The organism is Pedobacter sp. 22163 (genome assembly GCF_052045595.1).
GTDB lineage: Bacteria > Bacteroidota > Bacteroidia > Sphingobacteriales > Sphingobacteriaceae > Pedobacter.
In genome coordinates this window covers 64950-89031 of sequence record NZ_JBQEPM010000013.1, presented here as the reverse complement: position 1 = coordinate 89031, position 24082 = coordinate 64950, and the positions used below count along the sequence as shown (strand labels likewise).

Here is a 24082-nt window from a genome sequence, read left to right as displayed (position 1 = left end):
GTATAAATGGAATTAAAAAGAGTAGTAGTAACAGGGTTGGGTGCGCTCACTCCTATAGGCAATAATGTTCCCGATTTTTGGGAAGGATTGACTAACGGGGTGAGTGGCGCTGCTCCTATTAAGGGTTTTGATACTGAAAAGTTCAAGACCAAATTCGCATGCGAGGTTAAAAATTTTAATCCGGAAGACTTTTTGGAGAAAAAAGAAGCCCGCAAGCTAGATCCGTTTGTACAATATGCTCTTGTAGCAACAGATGAGGCTGTGAAGGATGGTGGTTTTGATTTTGAAAAATTAGATACCAACCGGATCGGTGTAATCTGGGGCGCAGGCATAGGTGGGTTGAAAACTTTCCTGGATGAAATTTCGAATTTTGCCAAGGGAGATGGTACGCCAAGATACAATCCATTTTTTATCCCTAAAATGATTATTGATATTGCTCCAGGGCATATCTCGATCAAATACGGCTTACGTGGGCCAAATTTTGCAACTGTTTCTGCATGTGCTTCTTCAACAAACGCAATGATTGATGCATTTAACTATATCCGCTTGGGTATGGCTGATGTAATTATCAGTGGCGGTTCTGAAGCGATCATTAATGAAGCGGGGATGGGTGGTTTTAACGCCATGCATGCCTTATCAACACGTAACGAAGATCCGGCAACGGCATCACGTCCTTTTGATAAAGACCGTGACGGTTTCGTAGCCGGTGAAGGTGCAGGAACCATTATTTTAGAAGAACTTGAACATGCAAAAGCAAGAGGTGCAAAAATTTATGCAGAACTTGTTGGCGGTGGAATGAGTGCTGATGCTAATCACATCACGGCACCACATCCTGAAGGTTTAGGCGCTAGAATGGTAATGACCAATGCACTAAAAGATGCTGGTTTAACAACTGCTGATATAGATTATATCAATGTACACGGTACTTCTACGCCTCTGGGTGATATTAGTGAAACCAAAGCCATTGGTACATTATTTGGTGAAGATGCTTATCGTTTAAACATCAGCTCAACCAAATCGATGACTGGCCACCTTTTGGGTGCAGCTGGAGCTATTGAGGCTATTGCAGCAATTCTTTCTGTTAAAAATGATATTGTTCCTCCAACAATCAATCACTTTACAGATGATCCTGCATTTGACCCTAAATTGAATTTTACTTTTAACAAAGCGCAAAAACGTACCGTTAGAGCTGCTCTAAGTAATACATTCGGTTTTGGCGGCCATAACGCTTCTGTTATTTTTAAGAAATACGAAGATTAATTTAAAACAGCCCTGCTATATAATTTTGTATGCTAGTTAAAAATAGATAACTTAGTTAAATATGCTAATTAGCCGTTAATTGTGTTATTTATTTAATGCCGATATTAAAATTATATAAACTTTACCTCTCTCCCGAAAAGGAGTTTGTTAAAAAGCTGAAAAACATTTTAGGCTTTGTTCCAGGCAATGTTACGCTCTATAAAATGGCGTTCAGGCATCGTTCTGTAGCAAAAGTTTTAAAAAATGGAAGCAGGAGCAGCAACGAACGCTTAGAATTTTTAGGCGACGCTGTTTTAGGTTCGGTGATCGCAGAGCTGCTTTTTAAACATTACCCCTACAAAGAAGAAGGTTTTTTAACCGAAATGCGCTCGAAGATTGTAAACCGGGCTAATTTAAATCAGCTGGCAAAGAAAATTGGTTTTGATAAACTTATTCAGTTCGATCAACGTTCGGTGAGCATACAAACCAAGCACAATTCGATGCTGGGCGATGCTTTTGAAGCCATAGTAGGTGCCATCTACATGGATAAGGGCTACAACTTTACCAAAGAATTTTTATTGCGTAGAATTGTGAAACCTCATATCGATATTCACACTTTAGAACTTACAGAAACCAATTTCAAAAGTAAACTGATCGAATGGTGCCAACGCCATGGTAAGGATGTAATGTTCGAACTGGCAGAGAATGGCGAAGGCGAAAGCGCTAAATTATTTACCATTAGTGCTGTAGTAGAAGGCGAAAAAGTGGGTACCGGACGTGACTATAACAAGAAAAACGCTGAAAAACTAGCCGCAGAGAAGGCTTGCGAAGCATTGAGTATATAAAAAGTTTACTGGTTCAATAGTCATTGGTTTATTGGGTAGAAAGCAACTGGTTAATCGGTTAGTGCCTGCATGATTCAGGACTTCCGCCTCAAGATAAACCTATTTTCCCTTCCCTAATGTATCTGTAAATTTCTTAGAAGATTCTTTAATGTATTTAATGTAATCGTAGCTATTCCAGTATTGAGCTTTATCAAATTCCGGACGACAGTTTAACATGTATTTCTCCAAGGTATCACCTCTTAGTTCGGTATTGTTTTTAATGATGCTCTGGTTGAAGTATACGTCAATTTGCGATTGTTTGATTTCATTATCGGCATACCTGCCAAATCTCCGTGCATTTTTAGGGTCAGTGCCAAATAAGTTATATAGTGCATTTAAAGGACTGAATATAGCAGACAAAACGGTTGTTTTACCTCCATTGTACACCCCTTTATTTTTAAACTCGCGCTTAATTTCGTCCAGATCCTCTTTTTTGGTATTTCCCCTAATGGTAACATCGGCTAGCGTAGTACTTCCTCTAACCAGATAAATTACCAGGTCTTTTTCACTGTTTACCACCACACGCTGATCGATCAGATCTCTTTTAATTACGAGTAGTGTATCACCAATTCTGGCTTTTAACTGGAACATACCAATATCGTTACTGCCCACGCCGATTCCGGTGCGCAGATTGGTAATTTCGGATAAGGCAATCCTGATATTCGAACCTTTTTCGATCACCACACCTTTCACAATAAAATCCTGTGCCTTTGCGAAAAAGCTGGCTGAGGTAAAAACGAAGAGTATAACGGCAAATTTAAAATTTTTCATGGTGTGCTAATTTGTATGTTTCAAAGTATCGGTATATTTTTTAGCCGATTCTTTGATGTATTTCACCGCATCGTAATTGTTCCAATTAATGGTCATACTGCGCGATGGGTAATAATCTAGCAAAAATTTATCCAGATCTTTCCCAGTTAATGTAGTATTGTTCGAGACTAGACTTTTATTAAAAAACTTGTCTACCTCGACCAAACTTAGCTCCTTTTTATAGTAACGGTTAAAATTACGCGCTCTTGCCGGTGTTTTGCCAAAAAGCTCATAAAAAAATGTTATCGGATTTCCTCCAAATGGGTTTAACAAAATTAATGGCGGTTTCCCGGCATAAAATGAACCATTTCTCTTCAAGTCTCTTTTTATGCTTTCCATTTCCTGCTTTTTGGTCTGGCCTTTAACCGTAACTTCCTCTAGCATAGTACTTCCTCTGACCAGATAAACAATCAGGTCATCATCTGTTTTAACCACCACTTTTTGCTCATTCAGGTTTCTTTTTTGAATTAACAGCGTATCCCCAGGCCTGGCACTTAACTGAAATAGGCCAATATCGTTACTTGTGGCACCCATTTTACTGCGCATGTTGGTAATCCCGGCCAAAGCAATCCGTATATTTGAGCCTTTTTCAATCACTACACCTTTCAGCTCAAAATCCTGGGCCTTTATCTTTAAGCCCTGTGTTAAGATGATCAGTAAAAGAAAGCGTTTTAAATGATTCATGGTGTACTTAAAGTATCTAAATATTGTTTTGCTGATTTTTTAATGTATCCAGCGGCATCATAAGTATTCCAATCTTTAATCTGTTTATATTTCGGCCTGTAATCCAACATAAACTTATTCATTTGCCCAGCCGTTAATTTTGTATTATTTTTAACAATTCTAACGTTAAAAAAACGGTCTATCTCTAATTCTTCTGTTTCTTTATCATAATAACGATCAAACCGCCTGGCATTTTTCCGCTCAGCACTAAACAGCTCCATGATGGCTGCTAATGGGTAACGTGCATAATAAAGCGGATTTCTTTTCTTACCATAAAAATAAGTTTTCTTACGGTGTTCTAACCTAACAGCAGATAAGTTTTGTTGTTTGTTTTCTGCTTTAATTGTTACATCTTCCAACAGCATATCGGCCCTGAGTAGTTTTATAACCAAATCCTGATCATTGATTAGCACGATAGTAATATTATCGAAGTGCCTTTTACTGATAACTAGGGTATCGCCAATTTTGGCCTTGATCTGAAAAAAACCCATATCATTACTGCCAACCGCTTGTTTGTTACTGATATTGGTTACTACAGCCAATGCAATACGGATCTGCGTTCCTTTTTCTAAAATAACGCCTTTGGCAGAGGTAATTTGAGCGAGCGTTTTTTTAGGCAAAAAGAACAATAGGAATGAAAGTGATAGTGTGATTAAAAATGCTTTCATATCTATAAGATATTTTTTGTAAAATTAACATTTGTTAACCTTGCAAACTGTTAAAGAAACGTTAATAACCATGAGAAAGCTATTGGGCGGATTTTATTTAGGCTATTCGGCAATGGTATTTTTCATACTCATGGTAATCGTTTGCCCCTTTATTCTGATCAGTACAGGTATTTTTAAGGAAAAAACAGGAAGAAAAATTTCATTCTATTTTTTAAAATTCTGGGCATGGAGCTTTAGCGTTTTTACTTTTTTATGGTTTACCGCTGGTGGAGAAAAAATTGACACTTCGCGGGCTTATATCTACGTAGGCAACCACAGTTCGTTTTTAGATGCTGTTGCCATTGTAATCTGCATTCCACAAGCCTTCAGTCCGCTGGGCAAGATCGAAATGCTTAAAATCCCGGTATTTGGATGGATTTACAAACGTTTGGTGGTGATGATTGATCGAAGCAGCAGAGAAAGCCGCGACCATTCTGTAGCCGAACTGAGAAAAGACCTTGCCGATGGACAATCGATCCTGATTTTCCCTGAAGGGACAATGAATAAATCCAATCAGCCTTTAAATCCATTTTATGATGGCGCCTTTCGCTTAGCCATAGAAACCCAAACACCGATTTTACCTTTTGCGATATTGAACAGTAAGGCACATTTACCAAGAACAAATCCACTTTTACTCAACCCCGGAATGATTAGAACAGTATTTGGAGAAGCCATTGAGGCGAAGGGATTGGTTACTGATGATCTGGAAATGTTAAAGCAAAAAACTTTCAACGCAATTTTAGCGCTGTTAATAAATAACTAATCTTTTTTTGAAAATGAGGGATTCGGTACTCTTGGCTAAATCCGCCCTGCTGTCCGTTTTATCCCGATGGAAGAATCGGGATGCTCACTCCCATCAGGTTTAGGAACAAAGGTTCTGCTCCCTGTAGGTATCATGCCTTGCCAAAAGCTATTCCCCGTTGTACATAAACCCGATTGAATGAAAAGCCCGCAGCGAGGACTTGGAATGAAAAGCGGGGCTGCAATTACCAAAGAAACACTGAACGCTGGTTTTCTAAATATTAATAAATGTTTCTTAACTGGCATGCGTTGCAATTCTAACACCCAGCCCATTATTATTTCTCCTTTCGGCTTAAAACCCTATCTTTGCGCATGATAAAATCCATGACAGGATACGGCTTGGCAACAGCCGATTATGCAAATGCGAAGTATAGTGTCGAAATCAAATCGCTCAACAGTAAATTCCTGGAGCTGAATTTAAAATATCCTAAAGCTTTTTCTGATAAAGAGCTGATCCTGCGCAACATCTGCAGTAAAGACATCGAAAGAGGAAAAGTAAGTTTAAGCATCAATGTAGAACGCACCAACGGTGAAGTTACGGGTGCGACCATCAATACTGCGCTATTAAGCCACTACTACAAACAGCTTATTGCCGTTAACAACGAATTGGGCGCTGATAGTAGCAACTTATTGCAAACAGCATTAACTTTTCCTGATGTAATCAGTTACAAGGAAGAAAGTGTAAGCGAGGATGAGTGGAACCATTTGTTTCAGATTTTTACCTCGGCTTTGGCCAATTTCAATAAATTCAGAGAAGATGAAGGCTCAGTTTTAAAGGCCGATTTAGAACTGAGAATTAAAAATATCCTTTCTTATTTCAAATCTGTTGAAGAATTAGAGCCTAAAAGAATTACCGCAATCCGCGATAAATTTACCCAGTTTTTAGACGATGCGGTAGGCAAAGTAAATATAGACCAAAACCGTTTCGAACAGGAATTGATCTATTATATCGACAAAATAGATATTACCGAGGAAAAAACACGTTTAAAAAGCCATTGCGATTATTTCTTGCAAACTTTAGCAAGCAAAGAGGCAAACGGCAAAAAAATGGGTTTCATTTCTCAGGAAATTGGAAGAGAAATTAATACCATGGGTGCTAAAGCAAACGACGCCCAGATGCAACAATTTGTTGTAGGTATGAAAGAAGAATTAGAAAAGATAAAAGAACAGTTACTGAATGTGTTGTAGCGTTAGGCGGAAAGCGATAAGCGCTTAACGCCAGACGCCAATCGCAAAATTTTTAAAAATGCAAGGCAAATTAATCATATTTTCGGCACCATCAGGAGCAGGTAAAACCACTATAGTACACCATTTATTAACGAAATTTCCTGAGCTGAGCTTTTCTATTTCTGCAACCACCCGCGAATTGAGAGGCGCTGAAACACATGAAAACGATTACTATTTTATTAGTAAGGAAGAGTTTTTACACAAAGTTGCCCGCCAGGAATTTGTGGAGTTTGAAGAAGTTTATAACGGAACTTTTTATGGCACCTTACGCTCCGAGATCGAGCGTATCTGGAATGATGGCAAACATGTTATTTTCGATATTGATGTAGAGGGCGGCATCCGTCTGAAAAGAAAATATGAAGAAGATGCTTTGGCTATTTTTGTTCAGCCACCATCACTAGATGTTTTAAAAGAACGTTTAAGCGGTCGCGGAACAGATAGTCCGGAAAAATTACAGGAACGTTTTATCAAAGCTGAAAAAGAATTACTTTATGCAGATAAGTTTGATGTGATTTTGAAAAATTACGATCTGGCTACAGCTTGTGCAGAAGCAGAGCAGTTGGTAGGTGATTTTTTGAAGAAATAGTTTCTCAAAAAAATAGATTTTTTATTTAAATTAATCCGTCATTGCGAACCGCAGCGACGGAAAAAGCGCATAAGGGTGAAGCAATCTTTTTGCAAAATAGATTGCTTCGGCTCCCTCAGCCCAGCCTCGCAATGACTGATCATAAATACTGAAAACGGCAAACATGAAAACTGGTCTTTTCTTTGGCTCATACAACCCCATCCATACCGGGCATTTAATTATTGGCAATTACATGGCTAACTATACCGAGCTTGATGAAGTATGGTTGGTCGTTTCGCCACATAATCCGCTAAAAGATAAGAGTGGCTTAACCAATATGTACGACCGTTTGGAAATGGCCAAGTTGGCGACCGAAAATGCAGAACATATCCGGGTGAGCGATATCGAATTTGCATTGCCGCAGCCATCTTATACCATCGATACTTTAACCTATCTTCACGAGAAATATCCTGAAAAGCAATTTGTACTCATTATGGGTGCCGATAATCTGGTATCATTCAAAAAATGGAAAAACTACGAGGTGCTTTTAAAAAACTATCATATTTATGTTTACCCACGCCCAGAGGCAAATGTAAGTGAATGGGAAAATCATCCTTCCATCACTTTTACCAAAACCCCTTTAATGGAAATTTCATCAACCTTTATCCGCAAAGCCATTAAAGAGAAAAAGAATGTTCAGTTTTTTCTGCCCGATAAAGTGATCGATTTTATTGAAGGCAAGGGAATGTATAAATAGCAGCGATCAATATTTCTAACCTATACAGCACCTAAAAAAACAACAGGCTTACAACATATTGTATTAAATCGATTACTTGGATTGGTTTTTGTTTAATTCGCCTTTTGATTACTAATTTAGCGGCAGCAGATACAACAAAACACGTGAAAAAAAACTTATTTATATTCATTGCCCTTTGTGGCGCTGCATTTTCGGCAAGCGCACAACAGAAAACCTATTTAGAATTATTGGCCAATCAACCTAAATGGGTAGATTCGGTTTTTAACAAACTTAACCGCAGAGAACGTATTGCACAGATGTTCTTTGTTAGAGCGCATACCAATCTGGGTAAAAAATATACCGATTCAGTTGGTCAGGTAATAAAAAAAGAACAATTGGGTGGGGTTATCTTTTTTCAGGGAGGCCCCGGTAGGCAGGTTTTAGCCACAAACGCTTATCAAAAACTAAGTCGGGTGCCGTTAATTGTGGCAAATGATGGTGAATGGGGTCTGGGCATGCGTTTGGACAGTACCATTTCTTATCCTTATCAAATGACATTGGGTGCCATCCAAAACAAAGAATTACTGTATAAAATGGGGCTTGAAGTGGCTAAAGATTACAAGCGCATGGGGATGCAGATGAATTTAGCTCCTGATGCCGATATCAATAACAACCCCAAAAACCCTGTAATCAATTACCGTTCTTTCGGCGAAAATAAATATAACGTAACCAGTAAGGTTGCCGCTTATATGAAAGGTATGCAGGATGGCGGTTTATTAACTACGTTGAAACATTTCCCCGGTCATGGCGATACCGATGTAGATTCGCACTACGATTTACCACAGCTTACTTTCTCTGCTACACGTTTAGATACATTGGAGATATATCCTTTTAAAGAGCTGATTAAACAAGGTGCATCGGGCGTGATGATTGCCCACATGAATATCCCATCGCTAGATGCTACACCAAACCTACCTTCTACCCTATCTAAACCGATTGTTACAGGGATTTTGAAGCAGAAATTGGGCTTTAAAGGTTTGATTATTTCTGACGCGATGGATATGAAAGGTGTGGTAAAATATTTTAAAGGTGGTGAAGCTGATTTAATGGGTATCATTGCCGGAAACGATATTATTGAGCTATCTGAAAACAGCGACAGGGCCATTAAATTGGTGCGTAAAGCCGTAAGGCAAGATCGTGTAAGCATGGCTGAAATAGACCAGAGTGTGCGTAAAATATTGACTGCAAAATACTGGGCAGGCCTAGCCAAACGCGATACCATTGTAACCCAAGGTGTTGTTGCAGGTGTAAACCGCAAGTCGAGCAACGCTTTGGTGCAGGAACTTGCCAATGCATCGGTAACGCTGTTAAAAGGTAAAGATTATATCAAACGCCTCATCCCGATTAGAAGAACGGCCATTATCAGCATCGGTGTACCTTCGGTTACCACTTTCCAAAAAGAGGTTTCGAAAGGTTATTATAACTCTGTTTATTATGTACTGGATAAAGATGCCAGCGCTACCCAGATTTCGAACATTGCCCGCGAAATCGGCGCATTTGACCAAGTGATTGTGGGTATTCACGATAGTCGTGCAAGACCAGCCAATAATATTCCGCTAAATGCAGGCGTAAAGAATTTTATTAAAGAATTATCGGCAAAGAATGCTGTTTTTGCGCTCTTTGCAAATCCATATAATCTGGCTGGTTTATCGGGTTTAGAAAACAGTAAAGGTTTGGTTGTTGCCTATCAAAAAGAAGATTATATGCAAATTTCAGCTGCTGCTGTAATTAATAACAGATTGGTACCAACAGGAAAGTTGCCTGTAGGCGTGGCGCCGTTCTATAAATTTGGAGATGGCCTTTAAAGCCCTCCCCACTCTCCCCTAAAAGGGAGGGCGTTAATTCAAAAAAGAATTGCATGCCGGATGAGTAAATCATCCGGCATTTTTTATTTATATATTTTAGCTCCGGAAATACAGCATTTACAGATAATCAATCAATTGCTTGGTCTTTGGTCTTTCAGCTTTAGTCTTTTAGCTTTCCTAAAACAATTTCACGCTCAAAACGATTATCTAATATAAAATCTAAATGTTATGATAGATCCAGAAGACGACAATTATTCAAACGATCCGAATGATGCTTTACGCAGAGAGGATGATGTTGAAAATATCAATGAAATTAATGGCGACGACACCAGCATTGAACACGATAAAGATCTGTTGGAACAAGCCGATGAAGCATCAAGGGCTTCTTATGAGTTAAACCTCGATGATGAGCTAGACGAAGATGATTTAGACGATTAACAAAAAAGCCATCCCGATTTTTACATCAGGACGGCTTTCTTACTTTTTTAGGCTTCGATTATTGTCGTAGGGTATTAAACTTACACCCTCTAGCTTAAACCACTATTTAGCTTTCGGCTTATAAGTTTCGGGATTAACCGCGGTGCTTGTCCATCCTTTTAAAAATGAAGTGATTTTCTTTACATCATGCCCAACTTTCTTTTTACCATTAGCGCCAATTTCTTCAGTTTCTAAGTAAGAAGAATTTTCGATGTGCAATACTTTGCCTTTCCCATCCAAAATTAAAAATACCGGAAAACCAAAACGTTGAGGGTAGCCTAAGCTGGCTAAAACAATTTCGTTTTTATTTTCAGGGCTATAATTAACCAGAACGGTTTCAAAATTATCGTTAATGTATTTTTTCAGCGTTGCTGTGCTGTCAACCAAATTATGGAATGCAATACACCAACTGCACCAGTTACCGCCAACCTGCAACAAAACATGTTTATTTTCTTTGGCTGCTTTTGCAACTGCAGCAGCAATTTCAGCTTTAGCGTCTGCTTGAGGGTTATAGATATGAACGCCTTCTTTTTTCGCCTGACTAAACGCCGCTGTCGAAATTAATGCAGCAGTTAATAAAATGATTAATTTTTTCATGATTTTCGATGAATAATAGCAAATGTAATAAAGTCTAAGGTTACAATGGATTATTCTCGAATTCTTTACAGAGCGGAAACAGTCCGTAGAATGGAAAGGGATTAAAATGAAGGTTTAATCAAAAATGAATTTTTACATTATCCATCCCAATTCTCCATCTTCATTTTACATATCTTTGTTTTCCAATGGATTTTTTAGACATACATACCCACAAAGTTGCCACCCAACCTGGGGTAATCAGCATTCAAAGTTTGTCGTTAACCAGCGATATCTTTTTAGCGATGCCTAAAACCAAGCCAATTTCTGTTGGGCTGCATCCCTGGTTTGCTAAAATTGATCACCTCGAACTACAGATGAAATATCTAAGCGTTGTGGCCAATCAAACAAATGTGAAACAGATTGGAGAGTGCGGTTTAGATCGGCTGAGGGGTGAAAACCTTGAAAATCAGACCATAATCTTAGAAAAACAAATCGAATTGGCAGAAAAAATTAAGAAACCATTGATTGTACATTGTGTTAAATGCTTTTCAGAATTAATTGCAATTAAAGAACGATTAAAAGTTAAAGTACCGATGATTATCCATGGTTTTAATAAAAATGAGCAGCTCGGCCAACAGCTACTGGATAAAGGCTTCCTTCTTTCCTTTGGAATAGCTGCTTTAAAAGAAAATTCGGGGGCAGCCAAGCTGATTCAAAGTACAGATCAATTTTTCCTGGAAACTGATGATTCGGATATCTCAATTGAAGAAATTTACCAGGCAGCAGCCATTTTAAAAAAATGTAGCATTGATGAGCTTAAAGCTCGTATTTTTGCAGACTGGAACAATTTAAATAGTTAACCACTGAGACACGAATCATGGGAAAAAATATTTTCATGTTATCCGTGTCTCCGTGGCAAAAAATATAGTAAAAAACTAACCACAGATTAACACAGATACACACAGATTAAAAACCCAAAATCTGTGTTCATTCTTTTCATCTGTGGTTAAATATAAAAAAATGATATGTCTGATGTTAGCTGGCTTTCACGCTCTGCCCTCCTTGTTGGGAATGATGGAATAGATAAACTCCAATTGAAACATGTTTTGGTGATCGGTTTGGGCGGTGTAGGCTCTTTTGCTGCCGAATTTATATGCCGTTCTGGCATTGGCGAAATGACCATCGTTGACGGGGATGTAGTTGACCCGACCAACCGGAACAGACAGCTGCCTGCTTTGGCGACCAATCATGGTGTGAGCAAAGCAGAAATAATGCAAGAGCGTTTATTGGCCATTAATCCCGAATTAAAACTTCATGTGGTAAATACTTTTCTTACCCCCGAGAAATGCAGGGAAATTTTAGAATCTGGCTTTGATTACATTATGGATTGCATTGACAGTGTAATGCCAAAAATCACTTTATTGGGAACTGCTCTTGAAAAGAATATCCCTATTGTTAGCTCAATGGGTGCAGGTGGTAAAATGGATCCTACCAGAATAAGGATTACATTGCTTCCTGATACTTATCAATGCGTTTTTGCCAGTTATGTGCGTAAAAGGCTTAATAAACTTACCAATGCAGCAAAAATAAAAGCTGTTTTCTCAACCGAAGAAATGGATAAAAACTCAATGATCATGACTGATGGAAGTAATTTCAAGCGCTCCGCTTATGGTACAGTTTCTTACCTACCTGCAGCATTTGGCGGTGCGTGTGCATCGGTTGTAATCCGCGATCTGCTTGGCCTGCCAATCGAAATGGCCGAACGTCCTGCAAGGATCAGTCACAAAACACTCAATAAACGGAAAAGTAAAAAAGCCTAATGAATTGTTGATATCATGATTTCGAGAAAATTTTAAATTGTTGTAAGTTTAAAATTCCAGAGAAATCATATTATGCCCCAACCCCTCAAAATTCTTCAGGCCTCCGCAGGTTCCGGTAAAACATTCAGTCTTACCGCTCATTACCTTACGCTACTTTTTAGCGGAGAGAACAAATACCGGGAAATTTTAGCGGTCACCTTTACCAACAAGGCTACAGAGGAAATGAAAACCAGGATTCTCGAGGTGTTGCTCGGGCTGGCAAAAGGCAATCCATCGAAAAAAATAGAAGACTATCGGAAACTCATTTTACTCGCCTATCCGATATTAAGCCCACAGGAATTACAGTTTAAAGCAGATAAGATTTATCGGAAAATTTTGCACGATTACAGCCGTTTTTCGGTAAGCACCATTGATGGTTTTGTGCAAAAAGTAATCCGTGGGTTTGCTTTCGAATTGGGACTAAATGCCGATTATAATTTAGAAATGAATTATGACAAGGTAAAGGATGATCTCGTAAATAAACTAGACGAGGCTTTAGACCATAATAAACAGCTCTTACAATGGATCATCGATCTGGCTATCGAACGCATTAGTGACAATAAAAGCTGGAACTATAAATTCGAACTTTATAATTTAATTGGAGAGATTTTTTCTGAACGTTTTCAGATTTTCGAAGATGCAGTAAGCACCCTCGGTTTGGAAAACATCGACGAATTATTTAAAAAATATATCAGTGTTACCAAGGCAGAAATTAAAAATTTTGAAGAAGAGCTGGTTGCATTAGCAACCGAAGCGAATGAAGCCTTAAATGTAATCGGTGTAGAAACCGAACACCTCAAAGGAAAATCAAGAAGTCCGCTCGCTAAAATTATTTTGGTCGCCAGAGGCGATTTTTCTAAGATTGAGCCGCTTTTCAATTTAATTGACGAACCCGATGAGTGGTTTCAAAAAAATGCGAATTTTCCAGAGGCTTACGATACGGTAAATCCGATCCTCCAGAAATTAAAAACGCATTATTTAGCGCATTTACCAAATTACAGCCTGGCCATCGCTTTTAATAAAAATCTTTACTATTTAAGGTTGATGCAGGAAATTGCCGTACTATTGAAAGCGTACCGGGCTGAAAATGACAACCTGCTCATTAGCGATGCACAAAAACTGATCTCCGGTATTACCGAAGATGCAGGCGATAATCCTTCTTTTATCTGGGAAAAAGTTGGCAACCGCTACCGTAATTTTTTATTCGACGAATTTCAGGATACCTCTACCAGCCAATGGGGAAGTTTTAAATCGCTCTTAACAAACGCGATGGCCACGCCTAGTCAGGATCTGATCGATCACCTGATTGTTGGCGATACCAAACAATCTATTTATCGCTGGCGCAACGGCGATTGGAACATCCTGCATAAACATGCCAAGCTGGATGTTGGTGCAGAAAATGTATTGGAGGAAAGTTTAGAAGAAAATTACAGAAGTGCCGAAAACATCATCACTTTTAACAACTTCCTTTACAAGGCTATCCCTTTAACGCTGCAGAACGAACTGAACGAAAACCTGGCAAGCAAACCTGAAAGCATCTCTAAATGGTGGCAGGAACAGCAATACCAGCAGATTATTACCGATATTTATAGTGGCTCAACCCAGAACTTTGCCACCAATACCTTAAAGGGCGGAACCATCAAAATTAAAAAGTTCGGCAAAGATCATGCACCCAATGAAGCGCGTTTTACCGAAACCGTTTTCAGGGATATTGCTTTAGACGATATCGTTGAGGAAATAAAGCACCTCAAAAACGAACAGCAGTACGCACTAAAAGATATTGCCATTTTGGTTCGTTCGAATAGTGAAGCCTTACTAACGGTTAAGAAATTAATGGGGCATAATTTACCCGTTTTATCGGGCGATGCTTTATTAATTTCGAACAACTCGGCTATACAGCTCATCATCAACACCTTGAAAGTGCTCATCGGTTTAGAATCGCAAACAGCATTATACAAAGCCAATTGTATTGCGCTGTATCATTCCTTGCATGAGAAAGAGATTAACGCCAATTATTATTTAAACCTTAACAATAAGCCTTTAAACACACTCACGGAAGTTTTACCTGTAGCTTTATGCGAGAATTGGCAAAGCTGGTTACAGCTTCCCCTGGCTGAGCTGGTTGAAATTTTAATTGAAAGCTATGGGCTAAAAAACCTGACCGCCAATTTACCCTATTTGTTGGCTTTTAGAGATCTCACCGCTTCTGCCGGAAAACTTGGCGAAAAAGGTATTATTTCCTTTTTAACCTGGTGGGAAGAAGATGGTATCAAAAAATCACTACCGTCGCCAGAGGGCGCAGATGCCATACAGATTATCACCATACATAAATCTAAAGGACTGGCCTTTAGGGCTGTTTTTGTACCATTTTGCAACTGGGAAATTAAAGGTAAACCGAATGGCACTTTCTGGGTCTCTTCTGAAGAAACAGTATACAAAGAACTTAAGGGCATTCCATTAAAATACAATGAAGCCCTGGCCGATTCGGCGATCGCGAAAGCATATTATGAGGAGTTACTTTATAATAATATGGATGCGTTGAATATGCTTTATGTTGCTACCACACGTTCAAAAGATTATTTGTACATCGCCACCATGGCAAAAAAAGAGCTAAAGTTGTCCAATATGGGCGATGTAATTAATTTTACTTTCGATGAGCAGTTTGATGAAAATGGCGTGTACGAAATTGTTGATTATGTATCCGTTGAAAGCAAATCAGAGGATTCGAATTTTATCGATTTAAATAGTTATCCAACCACAACCCGATTATCAGCGCTATACATCCCTTCAGAAGACAAACATTTAAAGCATTTGGTCAATATTGAAAAATCAGGAAGAAAAGGTTCGTTGTTACATGATATCCTGGCCAGTGCAAGTACTTCAAAAGAGGTAAATGATTATACAGGCAATCTGGTTTTGCAAGGCATCATCAAGGAAGAAGAAAAGCAGAAATTAATCGATTCGGCACTTGAAGTATTAAACAATCCCGAACTTAAGGCCATTTTGGATAAAGCAAGCGAAAGCATCGTAGAAAAAAATATTATTGATGCCCATGGTAAGCTTCATCGGCCAGATCGGGTTTTGATCAATGCCAATGAGGTAATTATTCTGGATTATAAATTTACCTTGGAAGAAAGCGACAAGCACATCGAGCAGGTAAATATTTACAGAATATTGCTTACTGAAATGGGTTATCAAAATATCAGAACCTATCTTTTCTACGCAGTTAAAGGCAAGTTGAAATTAGTATAATATGAAAGTGAAAAATGATCTATACAGTACTGTTTTAAGCATACTCAAAAAGTACAGAACTAATGCTTACAAAGCAATTAACACTGCTATGGTAGTTTCATATTGGCAGATTGGCAAAGAAATAATTGAAAACGAACAGGGAGGGAATGTAAAGGCGTCGTACGGAGATGAGATTTTACAATCACTATCCAAAAAACTAACAGTTGAATTTGGCAAGGGCTTTTCTTATTCTAACCTGAGAAATTTCCGTCAATTTTATCTGACTTATCCGGATGAGCAAATTTGCTACGCACTGCGTAGCATTTCTCAAACAACTGGCGATCAATCAAATGAAATATCGTACGCACTGCGTAGCAATTTAAGCTGGACACACCACCGATTAATAATGAGAGTTGATGATATGCATGCAAGGGCATACTATTTAAGTGAAGCAGAAAGTCAACAATGGAGTTCAAGAGAACTGGAAAGAAATATTAATTCATCGTATTTTCAAAGATTATTATCAAAACAAAAAGAAATAGCCACATCTGAAAATAGCATGCGGTTTTCTGAAACCTTTATTAAAGATCCGTACGTTTTAGAGTTTCTAAAAATCGAGCAGCCTTCAATATTAAACGAGAAAGAAATAGAGACCAAGATAATTAATCACCTACAGCAGTTTTTATTAGAACTAGGGAAAGGATTTTCTTTTGTAGGCAGACAATTTAGAATAAGCACCGAAACCAGTCATTTTTATATTGATCTGGTGTTCTACAACTATATCCTAAAGTGTTTTGTCCTATTTGATTTAAAAACCAATAAGCTTACCCATCAGGATGTTGGCCAAATGGATATGTATATCAAAATGTTTGATGATTTAAAAAAACAGGAAAACGATAATCCAACAATCGGAATAATTCTTTGCACCGACAAAGAAGAAACAGTCGTTAAATATTCTATGTTGAAGGATAGCAAACAATTGTTCGCTTCAAAATATCAAATGTATTTACCCACAGAGAAACAGTTAGCAGAGTGGCTTGAAAACGATAAAGCAATTATTGAATTGCAATTAAAAAACCAGGGCAACGATTAAAACGCAATACATGAAACCATTTTTACAGGAAGTTGCCGAAGATTTAGTTACCAGATTTGGAAATCAGCTTGAAAACTGTGCCATTGTTTTTAACAACAAACGGCCATCGTCCTATTTACAGAAACACTTCGCCGATATCATTGGCAAGCCTTTTTTCAGCCCCTCATTTTTTACCATACAAGAATTTTTCGCCAGTTCTACAAGTTATAAAATAGCCGATTTTTACCTCCAGTTTTTTACTTTACACCGTATTTATAACCAACTGCTTGCCGAAGAGCAACTGGAAAGCATTTACAGCCATAAGTTTTTTCCATTGGCCAAGATCATTTTAAGCGATTTTAATCAGATTGATGCCGACCTGGTTGATGCAGAGAAACTATACCGCGATCTGGAAGATATTTCGGTTATCAATAAAGATTTCGATTATTTAAGTCCAGAGCAGTACGAGTTTCTTTCCCAGTTCTGGACATCCTATTCTGAGGGAAAACACAAAAAACAGCAGGAACTGTTCATCAGGATGTGGCGCAGGATGCCCAAGCTTTACCATAAATTCCACGCAACCCTTAAAGAACAGGGATATTTAACCAATGGCTCTGTTTATCGCCACCTTGCCGATGACATTACCAATCACCAGCAGTTTATTTCGAATTTTGATAAGGGTAAGATCATTTTTGTGGGTTTTAATGCTCTGAGTAGTGCTGAAGCCAAAATATTTACCCAGCTACAAGAAGCCGATAAAGCATTGTTTTATTTTGATGCCGATACCTATTATTTAGATGATGTATCGCAGGAAGCCGGTTTGTTTTTACGCAAAAACATCAATCAGTTAGGCTTAAAAAATGTATTTGCTGAGCAGAAAAGTTTAATGAAATCTGCAGAACACCAAGTGAATGTTTTCAAAGTTCAGGGGCAATCGGCCCAGGCCAAAATTCTGAATAATATTTTAGAAGAAGATTATACAGATACTGAAACTGTTGGCAAAACAGTAGTGGTTTTAGCAGATGAGAGTCTGTTGATCCCAACTTTACAGACGATTCCAACTACATTTAACGGGAAAGAAATCGATCTTAATGTAACGATGGGTTTTGCGCTGTCAACATCAAGCATTTTTGGCTTGGTCGATTTATGGCTAGGCAGCCAGTTGGAGATTTTACAGCGGGATAAAGTAAGCTATAAAAATGTAGAAGCTTTTTTAACCCATCCCTTAACAGGCCTTACCCAAAAAATGCGGGATAAAATTTTAACCGCATTGTTGGAAGAAAACCAGGTAGAGATTGATCATAAACGATTATTACGCCAAAGTGGGCTGTTTGAAACTTTTTATAAAAAAATCGATGATCCACAACATGTAGTAACCAATTTACTCGATGTATTGGATTATGTGTTAACAAGATTATCGAATGCGAAAACATTAAAAAAAATCGACGCAGAACTGTTTGTAAAAACCATACAGGAGCTAAATAGACTACACGATACTTTTAGCAACCACATCGGTAAAGAGGAAATTCCTTTTGTAATTTACCTCGTTCAAAAATCGCTTCAGGCCATCGCCGTACCGCTTTCAGGCGATCCGTTAAATGGGATACAAGTAATGGGATTACTCGAAACCCGGAACTTAAATTTCGATAAAGTGGTGATTTTAGGTTTTAATGAAGGTATTATTCCAAAATCATCCATTGGTAACAGTTTTATTCCCGATTCTATACGTCGTGTTTACGGCCTTCCGGTTCTCGAAAATCTTGATGCCATTTCCGCTTATATGGTATACCGTCTATTACATAGGGCTAAGAATATCAATTTTGTCTATAATAGCTTAACCGACGAGTCGACTTCAGGCGAAGCCAGCAGAATCTTAAAACAGCTTGAGTACGAAAGCGGTTTCGATTTTGCATATAATGAACTTAATCTGGAGGTAAAAACCGAGCCTTTTAAGGAAGTAAAGATCGAGAAAACCAATAATGCCTTTATCCAGGAAACACTTCAGAAATACCTCGATAAAAAGAAGATACTTTCGCCATCGGCACTTACCCAGTATATCTCCAACCCGATAGATTTCTTTTTCAATTACATTGCAGGGATTAAAGAGCCTAAAGAGATCAGTGCAGTGGTAGAAGCCAACGAAATAGGTTCGATTTTACACAAAGTGATGGAGTATTTTTACGAGGATTTAAGGTCGGCTGAAATTACGGCAGAGCGGATTAAAGAGAAACGGAAACAGATTCCAACGCTGATACAAAAAGGTTTTAACGCCGTGATGTTTAAAAACCCCGACACAGTAATGGAATATAAGGGGATGCAAAAGGTAATTTTATCAATTGTTGATGCTTATGTAAACATCATTTTAAATCAAGACGAAGCCCAAACGCCGTTTACGATCATCAGCCTAGAGCAAAAAGTAGAAGCTGAAATCAGTTTCCCGCTTAAGGGAAGAGAAGCCAGCGTTAAAATATTTGGTTTTATAGACCGTGTTGATGTAAAAGATGGGATAACTAAAATTATTGATTACAAAACCGGAAGTGATAAGTTAACCTTTAAAGACATCCCTGAATTATTCAATTCTGATGGTAAACATATCAACAAAGCTTTAATCCAAACGCTTTTGTACACCTATGCTTACGAACAATTCTCGGGCAGAACTTTTGTAGAGCCCAATCTTTATGTAGTAAAAACAATGAGCGTAGACGGCGTTTGGTTTAAGTCAGGCAGGCAAAACCTATCTGGAGCTTATTTAGAAGAAATTAAACCGGAATTTCTTGCTGAGTTAAGAAAAAAGTTAACCGAACTTTTCGAAGCGCCTTATTTTGTTGCCAGTGCCATTGAGGATAATTATAAATATTCTATTTATAAAACCTTGTTTGGAAAGTAGTTTCAACCGCAAAGAAATAAAGTAAATCGCAAAGAGCTCCAAGTGCTTAGTAAACTAACCACAGAGCACACAAAGTAAGCCGCAGAGTACCCAGAGCTGGATTGAAAAATATCAACTTCGTGTTCTCCGTGAAAATCTCCGTGTGCTCTGTGGTAAAACAAAACTTTGTGTTCTTTGCAAAAAACTTTGCGTGCTTTGCGGTTAATCTCTTAAATTTAAAAATGCTAACCTTAAATTTCACAAAATTCCCCATACTCGAAACTGAACGTTTAATTCTCCGTGAGCACGATCTTGCTGATGCCGAAGCACTTTTTGCCATGCGTACCAATGAAACGGTAATGAAATATATTGACAGAGAAAGGCCCAAAGATATTTTTGAGATCAAAGATTTCATCTCACGTTTTAGAAATGGCTACGAAAATGGCGATAACCTGGCCTGGGTAATTGCCTTAAAAGAAAACCCTGAACAAATGATCGGATCTGTAGGTTATTGGCGCACTGATTTTGCCAACCACAGGGCTGAAATTGGCTACATGCTCCATCCCGATTATTGGAGAAAAGGAATTATTTCGGAAGCATTAAAGAAATCAGTTGCATTTGGCTTTGAAGAGGTTAATCTACATACCATCAGCGCCAATATTAATGTCGAAAACGATGCCTCAAGGCAAATGCTGATTAAACACGGATTTGTAAAAGAAGCACATTTTAAACAAGATTATTATTTTAGGGGCCAGTTTCTGGATAGCGAAATTTATGGTTTAATAAACCCAAAGCATTAAGCCTTGAATATTATCCAGTAAAGATGAACCCCACCTTATTTTTTAAGTATGGAGATGGATATTATTCATTTTTAAGTAGATATTTTGGAAAAAGCATAAGCTTTGATACATTAAGCTAATCAAAAACACAATTGCCCAATATTATTTCTTCTTTTAACAGATAAACAAAAAATACAGCTTCAAAAAGGCTGAATAATTAGGCAGATTGCCTATAATTATTACAAAACATAGGCATTTTAGCCTTTGGTTTCAAAGCGATTAATAATTATATTTGCCACCGTTATTAAAATTTACAATGAGAGAAATCCAATTTAGAGAAGCACTACGCGAAGCCATGAGCGAAGAAATGCGTAAAGATGACCGCGTTTTTTTATTAGGTGAAGAAGTAGCAGAATATAACGGTGCGTACAAAGTAAGTCAGGGTATGCTTGATGAATTTGGTGCGAAACGCATTATCGATACCCCGATTGCCGAACTAGGTTTCGCAGGTATTGCAACTGGTGCAGCAACAGCAGGCCTTATTCCGATTGTGGAATTTATGACTTTTAACTTCTCATTAGTAGCTATCGATCAGATTATCAACGGTGCTGCTAAAATTTTATCAATGAGTGGTGGTCAGTTCTCATGCCCTATGGTTTTTCGTGGCCCAACAGGTAACGCAGGTCAATTAGGGGCACAACACTCTCAAAACTTCGAAAACTGGTTTGCAAATACTCCAGGATTAAAAGTGGTAGTTCCAGCTACTCCTTACGATGCAAAAGGCTTATTAAAGCAATCAATTATAGATCAGGATCCAGTTATTTTCATGGAATCTGAAGTGATGTATGGCGATAAAGGCGATGTTCCTGCAGAAGAGTATTATATCGAATTAGGAAAAGCAAACGTAACCAAACAAGGTACTGATGTAACCATCGTAACCTTTGGTAAAATGTTAACCCGCGTTGTAAACCCAGCTGTAGAAGAATTAACAAAAGAAGGAATCAATGTTGAAGTGATCGATTTACGTACTGTACGTCCTATCGATTATGATACCATTATCGCTTCTGTTAAGAAAACAAACCGTTTGGTTGTTGTAGAAGAGGCATGGCCTTTGGCATCTCTTTCTGGAGAGATTGCTTTCATGGTACAGAAACATGCATTCGATTATTTAGATGCACCGGTTTTACGTATCACCTGTGCCGACGTTCCACTTCCATACTCACCAACTTTAATCGCAGCAAGTTTACCAAATGCTGAACGCGTGGTTAAAGCGGTAAAAGAAGTAATGTACGTTAAAAAATAAATTGTCAGTCTGAGTTAGTCGAAGACTAAAACATATAAATCCTCCAAAGCAATTTGGGGGATTTTTTTTATTCCCCTCTTTCAGAGGGCTGTCCGCAGGACGGGGTGTATTAGTAACATTCTGCTATACCTTCCAGAGATAGCTGTATTAATAAAAATTTGAAAATCAACTTCAATAATTCTTCGGTTTCATCAGCCCCGCCATTCAATCTTTTTTGCATGTTACCTACTCCATTTATCGTCATTGCGAGAGGAAAGTCGAAGCATTCTTTTCCCGTAGAAAGCAACAAAAAATATTTCCATTGCTCTCGGGTTTAGCTAACTATGGCCTGTACAAGAAATAGCAAGAGCTTCAAAATCTGAATTTGCATGACTAATTACACAAATACGACATCCAGATCAGTAAATAGGTTTTTCAGATTTTTTGTAATTTTATTTTACAAATCCTCAGTTATGGAACAACCGAAACCAGAAAACATTGATCAATACATTGCTAATTTCCCAATAGAAACACAAAAGCTATTACAGCAAATCCGTGAAACTATACACAAAGCCGTACCAGAAGCCAAAGAAGTAATCAGTTATGGCATGCCCGCCTTTAAACAAAACACGGTGCTGATTTATTTTGCTGGTTATGCTAAACACATTGGCTTTTATCCAACCGGTTCAGGAATTGAAGCATTTAAAGAAGAATTTGCCCAGTATAAATGGAGTAAAGGAGCTGTACAGTTTCCTTTAAATAAACCTTTGCCTTTGGATCTGATTACCAGAATCACCAAGTTTAAAGCAGAAAGAGATTTGGAGAAAGCCAAAAAGAAGAAATCATAATATTTTCTGATTTCCTATCTGGGAAAATGGAGGTGTAAATTATGGAAAACAGTTCAAAAAAGCATCTGTTTAGTAAAATCTTACTAAATCGACGCCAACCAGATGAAAAAAATACTTTTACTTCTAGTCCTCTTTATCTCTACCAAATCATTTTGCCAGAAAACAACAGTAGTAGAAATTGAAACACTTTCGAAACCAGCAAAACTTATTCCTGTTGTTCCTACATCTGAAATACTCAAAGTGTTGAAAGCTGATGTAGAAAAAAACGTTGAAAATCTACCCGACAGTTTAGTTTATTATGGTGAGCACCCTTTCCTAACGGGCATTTTAAATTCATACATAGATCACAGGCCGTTTGTGATCTCTCCCGATATTCTCTGGTTACTGATTAGTCAGGGGTTTGCGAGACATATCACTCAAAATGCAGAAGAACTCAGGCCGCAGATGGTAAACTTTGAGGGCAGAAAAACCTTGACTATTATTTCAGATAAAATTCAGCTTGGTGATCCCAAATCCGATTGGGCTTCAATTTTCCCTCAGTTTAACGAGCAGATTAACGATTATACCGGCAAAAAATTGGTTGGCATTTTAACTTCCGATTTTACTACAACTACACCAACTTCAAAAATTGTGAGCCAGGTTACGATTATGGAAGCTGTAAAATCTTATTTCGAATTTAAGGTGATTATGATTGGTTGTGGAATTCCGAAAATCACCATAGAAGGTACCATCCATGATTGGAAAAAATTACTGGAGAAAACAAAACATCTCTCTCAGTATAAATTAGAGTGGTGGACAAATGAGCTCATCCCGATTATCGAAGAAATCATAGCAGCTAAAAAAGGAAAAGTGAATAAAGATTTCTGGATGAATATGGTAAAATACCATACCGAAAAGAAATATGGAACGGTAAACACAATCGACGGTTGGATTGTAAAGTTCTTTCCTTATACCAAAGAAGGAAATAAAACAGGTTCAAAGCCGATTACGAGCGTAAACAGTTTGGCTTCTGAAATTGTAAAAGTTCCTTTTATTTTGGAAGACGAGCAGCACCATATAAAGCACAATATGGAAATCTGGGCAGGGTTTATTGGTTTATCCCAAAACAACAAAGATTTCACTATGAAACCGGAAATGAGCTGGGCTATTGTAAATAAAGATGGCGCACCATCCAAAACCTCTGTTTTCGACAATAGAACCAGTGCCGATGATCTTTCAATGAGTAACATTAGCGAGATCCCAAAAGAACTGTATGCATTAAAAAGCATAGGCACACTGAGGATCAAATTCACTAAAAATATTGTTATACCCGATGAACTGGGTAAAGTTCCAATTAGAAGACTAGAGCTTACCGGAAAGATTACAGATACTGAAAAGCAAAGGCTTGCAAAACTGTTCCCCGACAACTGGCTAATTATAAATGGAAAAATGGTCGATCGCTGATAAATATAGTTGTTACTTTTTTCAAAAACTTACTCACAAATTTCGGTGGAAAACTTCATTTTAAAAATCCTGAAATCCCGCAAATCCTGATT

The 24082-nt window shown here is 38.0% G+C and carries 22 protein-coding genes; 17 read left to right on the top strand and 5 right to left on the bottom strand.

The window, feature by feature from the left end:
- The first annotated feature begins 6 nt into the window (after window positions 1–6).
- Both fabF and rnc read left to right on the top strand, forming a co-directional pair.
- Window positions 7–1260 carry a beta-ketoacyl-ACP synthase II gene (fabF, locus tag ACTJKN_RS25435; protein WP_029274997.1) on the top strand — a complete coding sequence of 418 codons (1254 nt, stop codon included), beginning with the start codon at window positions 7–9 and terminating at the stop codon, window positions 1258–1260.
- Window positions 1261–1355: 95 nt separating this feature from the next.
- Window positions 1356–2084: a ribonuclease III gene (gene rnc / locus ACTJKN_RS25430; protein WP_025145353.1), complete on the top strand. Its 729-nt coding sequence runs from the start codon at window positions 1356–1358 to the stop codon at window positions 2082–2084.
- A 99-nt stretch (window positions 2085–2183) separates the two neighbouring features.
- On the opposite strand, the gene ACTJKN_RS25425 is transcribed toward rnc, so the two are convergent.
- The 3 genes from ACTJKN_RS25425 to ACTJKN_RS25415 are packed head-to-tail and all read right to left on the bottom strand — an operon-like array spanning window position 2184 to window position 4324.
- Entirely contained in the window at window positions 2184–2894 is a 711-nt protein-coding gene (locus tag ACTJKN_RS25425) for a hypothetical protein (RefSeq protein ID WP_440828437.1), read from the bottom strand.
- A 6-nt stretch (window positions 2895–2900) separates the two neighbouring features.
- A complete protein-coding gene (locus ACTJKN_RS25420; protein ID WP_440828436.1) occupies window positions 2901–3617 on the bottom strand; it encodes a hypothetical protein in 717 nt (238 codons plus the stop codon).
- Window positions 3614–4324, bottom strand: coding sequence for a hypothetical protein (locus tag ACTJKN_RS25415; RefSeq protein WP_440828435.1), 711 nt, complete (start codon window positions 4322–4324; stop codon window positions 3614–3616). Before ACTJKN_RS25415 ends, ACTJKN_RS25420 begins: the two co-directional genes overlap by 4 nt.
- Before the next feature lie 70 nt (window positions 4325–4394).
- Between ACTJKN_RS25415 and ACTJKN_RS25410 the strand changes: the two genes are divergently transcribed.
- Window positions 4395–5126: a lysophospholipid acyltransferase family protein gene (locus tag ACTJKN_RS25410; RefSeq protein ID WP_440828434.1), complete on the top strand. Its 732-nt coding sequence runs from the start codon at window positions 4395–4397 to the stop codon at window positions 5124–5126.
- Window positions 5127–5161: 35 nt separating this feature from the next.
- Here the strand turns inward: ACTJKN_RS25410 and ACTJKN_RS25405 are convergent, their stop codons facing one another.
- Window positions 5162–5410, bottom strand: coding sequence for a hypothetical protein (locus ACTJKN_RS25405; protein ID WP_440828433.1), 249 nt, complete (start codon window positions 5408–5410; stop codon window positions 5162–5164).
- Between the two features lie 78 nt (window positions 5411–5488).
- On the opposite strand from ACTJKN_RS25405, the gene ACTJKN_RS25400 reads away from it, so the two are divergent.
- The 5 genes from ACTJKN_RS25400 to ACTJKN_RS25380 all read left to right on the top strand — a co-directional run bounded on the left by ACTJKN_RS25400 (window position 5489) and on the right by ACTJKN_RS25380 (window position 9995).
- Window positions 5489–6352, top strand: coding sequence for a YicC/YloC family endoribonuclease (locus ACTJKN_RS25400; protein WP_057931857.1), 864 nt, complete (start codon window positions 5489–5491; stop codon window positions 6350–6352).
- 58 nt (window positions 6353–6410) lie between these two features.
- Entirely contained in the window at window positions 6411–6977 is a 567-nt protein-coding gene (gene gmk, locus ACTJKN_RS25395) for a guanylate kinase (RefSeq protein ID WP_029275003.1), read from the top strand.
- Between the two features lie 163 nt (window positions 6978–7140).
- The gene (gene nadD, locus ACTJKN_RS25390) at window positions 7141–7713 is read left to right on the top strand and encodes a nicotinate (nicotinamide) nucleotide adenylyltransferase (protein WP_440828432.1); all 573 of its coding nucleotides are present in this window, start codon (window positions 7141–7143) and stop codon (window positions 7711–7713) included.
- 143 nt (window positions 7714–7856) lie between these two features.
- A complete protein-coding gene (locus tag ACTJKN_RS25385) occupies window positions 7857–9557 on the top strand; it encodes a glycoside hydrolase family 3 protein (protein ID WP_440828431.1) in 1701 nt (566 codons plus the stop codon).
- A 228-nt stretch (window positions 9558–9785) separates the two neighbouring features.
- On the top strand, window positions 9786–9995 hold the full coding sequence (locus ACTJKN_RS25380; RefSeq protein WP_057931859.1) for a hypothetical protein: 210 nt from the start codon (window positions 9786–9788) through the stop codon (window positions 9993–9995).
- A gap of 102 nt (window positions 9996–10097) precedes the next feature.
- On the opposite strand, the gene ACTJKN_RS25375 is transcribed toward ACTJKN_RS25380, so the two are convergent.
- Window positions 10098–10631 carry a thioredoxin family protein gene (locus ACTJKN_RS25375; RefSeq protein WP_440828430.1) on the bottom strand — a complete coding sequence of 178 codons (534 nt, stop codon included), beginning with the start codon at window positions 10629–10631 and terminating at the stop codon, window positions 10098–10100.
- A 185-nt stretch (window positions 10632–10816) separates the two neighbouring features.
- On the opposite strand from ACTJKN_RS25375, the gene ACTJKN_RS25370 reads away from it, so the two are divergent.
- The 9 genes from ACTJKN_RS25370 (at window position 10817) to ACTJKN_RS25330 (ending at window position 23990) form a co-directional block, all read left to right on the top strand.
- Window positions 10817–11470, top strand: a complete 654-nt coding sequence (locus ACTJKN_RS25370) for a TatD family hydrolase (protein WP_440828429.1) — start codon at window positions 10817–10819, stop codon at window positions 11468–11470.
- Between the two features lie 165 nt (window positions 11471–11635).
- Entirely contained in the window at window positions 11636–12430 is a 795-nt protein-coding gene (locus ACTJKN_RS25365; protein ID WP_440828428.1) for a tRNA threonylcarbamoyladenosine dehydratase, read from the top strand.
- A 72-nt stretch (window positions 12431–12502) separates the two neighbouring features.
- Window positions 12503–15721, top strand: coding sequence for a UvrD-helicase domain-containing protein (locus tag ACTJKN_RS25360; protein WP_440828427.1), 3219 nt, complete (start codon window positions 12503–12505; stop codon window positions 15719–15721).
- A gap of 1 nt (window position 15722) precedes the next feature.
- A complete protein-coding gene (locus ACTJKN_RS25355; RefSeq protein ID WP_440828426.1) occupies window positions 15723–16793 on the top strand; it encodes a PDDEXK nuclease domain-containing protein in 1071 nt (356 codons plus the stop codon).
- A gap of 10 nt (window positions 16794–16803) precedes the next feature.
- Window positions 16804–19659 (top strand): PD-(D/E)XK nuclease family protein, encoded by a 2856-nt coding sequence (locus ACTJKN_RS25350; RefSeq protein ID WP_440828425.1) that lies wholly within the window; start codon window positions 16804–16806, stop codon window positions 19657–19659.
- A gap of 221 nt (window positions 19660–19880) precedes the next feature.
- Window positions 19881–20438, top strand: coding sequence for a GNAT family N-acetyltransferase (locus ACTJKN_RS25345; protein WP_440828424.1), 558 nt, complete (start codon window positions 19881–19883; stop codon window positions 20436–20438).
- A 295-nt stretch (window positions 20439–20733) separates the two neighbouring features.
- The gene (locus ACTJKN_RS25340; RefSeq protein ID WP_029275017.1) at window positions 20734–21720 is read left to right on the top strand and encodes a pyruvate dehydrogenase complex E1 component subunit beta; all 987 of its coding nucleotides are present in this window, start codon (window positions 20734–20736) and stop codon (window positions 21718–21720) included.
- A gap of 452 nt (window positions 21721–22172) precedes the next feature.
- Window positions 22173–22547: an iron chaperone gene (locus ACTJKN_RS25335; RefSeq protein WP_440828423.1), complete on the top strand. Its 375-nt coding sequence runs from the start codon at window positions 22173–22175 to the stop codon at window positions 22545–22547.
- A 102-nt stretch (window positions 22548–22649) separates the two neighbouring features.
- The gene (locus ACTJKN_RS25330; RefSeq protein WP_440828422.1) at window positions 22650–23990 is read left to right on the top strand and encodes a DUF4419 domain-containing protein; all 1341 of its coding nucleotides are present in this window, start codon (window positions 22650–22652) and stop codon (window positions 23988–23990) included.
- The last annotated feature ends 92 nt before the right edge of the window (window positions 23991–24082 follow it).